The sequence below is a fragment of the Pseudomonas fluorescens genome (assembly GCF_902497895.1).
Taxonomy (GTDB): domain Bacteria; phylum Pseudomonadota; class Gammaproteobacteria; order Pseudomonadales; family Pseudomonadaceae; genus Aquipseudomonas; species Aquipseudomonas fluorescens_BP.
The window spans coordinates 1-1,436 of the sequence record NZ_CABVHQ010000153.1 but is presented as its reverse complement, the minus strand read 5'-3'; the positions used below and the strand labels follow the sequence as shown (position 1 = coordinate 1,436).

Here is a 1,436-nt window from a genome sequence, read left to right as displayed (position 1 = left end):
CGGTTGCGGTCGATGATGTCGTACAGCCGGCTCTTGATCGGGCCCTTGTCCCCTTCGTCGGCCATGGGGCCGTAGCGCTCAAGTTCCGTTTCGCTGAAGTGGTTAACGGCACGCAGGAACGAGGCCAGGACTTCCCGAGGGGAGTCGTAGTCGAAGATGAGGTCGTAGCCTTCCCATGACCAGGGACTGACCCAGGGGGTGACACCCACTTCTTCGCGCACCCAGCCATCGAGCAGATGGTTGTCGGCATCGTGGAGCAGCCCATCGAGGCGATACCAGTTGTAGGCCCTGCGGTCAGCCGTCGCCGGTACCGCGATTTTTCTCTCGGCCGGCAGGCCATCGAGCAGGCTCTTGGGGACCAGCAGGTCGGCGGCGCTCAGGGTGTTGGCCGCAGCACTCAGGGTCGGTGGCTGCTTGGCGCTGAAGCGGTCCTGATGCGCCACCACAACCGTGCCCTTGGCAAGTTTCAGCCAGGTCCTGTCTTGGGCCGGGAGACGATCTGCCCAGGCGCGACTGGCCGCGATGAAGGTTCTCATGGTGTCGGTGCTGAACACCTCCAAGTGCAGTTTCTGTTCCGGGCGCTGCGCATGGCAGTCCTGATACAGGCCGAGGTGGCCGATCAACTCCCCGGCCTTGATCGCGACGGGCCGGTCGAGCACCACCACCCGATCCTGCGCCAGCGGTTCCAGTGCGCCTTGCAGCGATTTGAAATGCACGTACTGGTCGATGCGTTCCAGCTTGCGGTAGTCGCCTTCACCGCTGACCCTGACTTGCGTGCCATCCTGCAGTTTCTCGAGAACGTCGCTGCGAAAGCTCGCTTCGGCGTAGACATCGAGCGAGCCCCAGCGTGTCGCAACGTGATATTGGTCACCGGCAATCTGCCTCAGGTCGCTGATGGAAACATAGCCGAGCAGCGAACCCTCGGCGTTGGTCAGGGAGGCCGGCCCAAGGGTGTTTTCCAGCTTGCGGTAAGCACCCTCGCCGCTGACGATGACCTCCGCCCCTCGTGGCAGGAGGTCGAGCACCTTGCCCGATCGGGCCTGGTTGCGCACGTTCAGGCCGCGTTGCGTTGGCTGGCCGGGGCGTATGTCGTTTACCGTCGCCTTGACCCGACGGACCGCTCCCTCGGGCCAGAACGCCGGGCGAACCAGGGCGGCATCCGCCTGATAAACCGCCCAGTCCTGCAGGTGCAGGCTGTAGAAGGTCAGGCTGGGCGGCGTGTCCGGGCTGCCCTCGAGCTTCGGCGGCTGAAGGCGATGGCGGACCAGCACGAAATTGCGCGAGAAGGGTTTCTTTACGGACAGCTTGTGGACCCAGTAGGCCGTGGTTGGCGAGTGCGTGTCGATGCGATAAGCCACCACCTCTCCATCGGCCAGGCACTGCACGCTGGATTGATCCAGGCCGTTGGCGGTGCCGCTGTCGAAATGCACGCCGCC

Annotated in this window: 1 pseudogene; it reads right to left on the bottom strand. The window is 64.2% G+C overall.

The features are described 5' to 3' along the window. A pseudogene (locus F8N21_RS30685) lies at window positions 1-1,436 on the bottom strand (hypothetical protein); the annotation flags it as partial.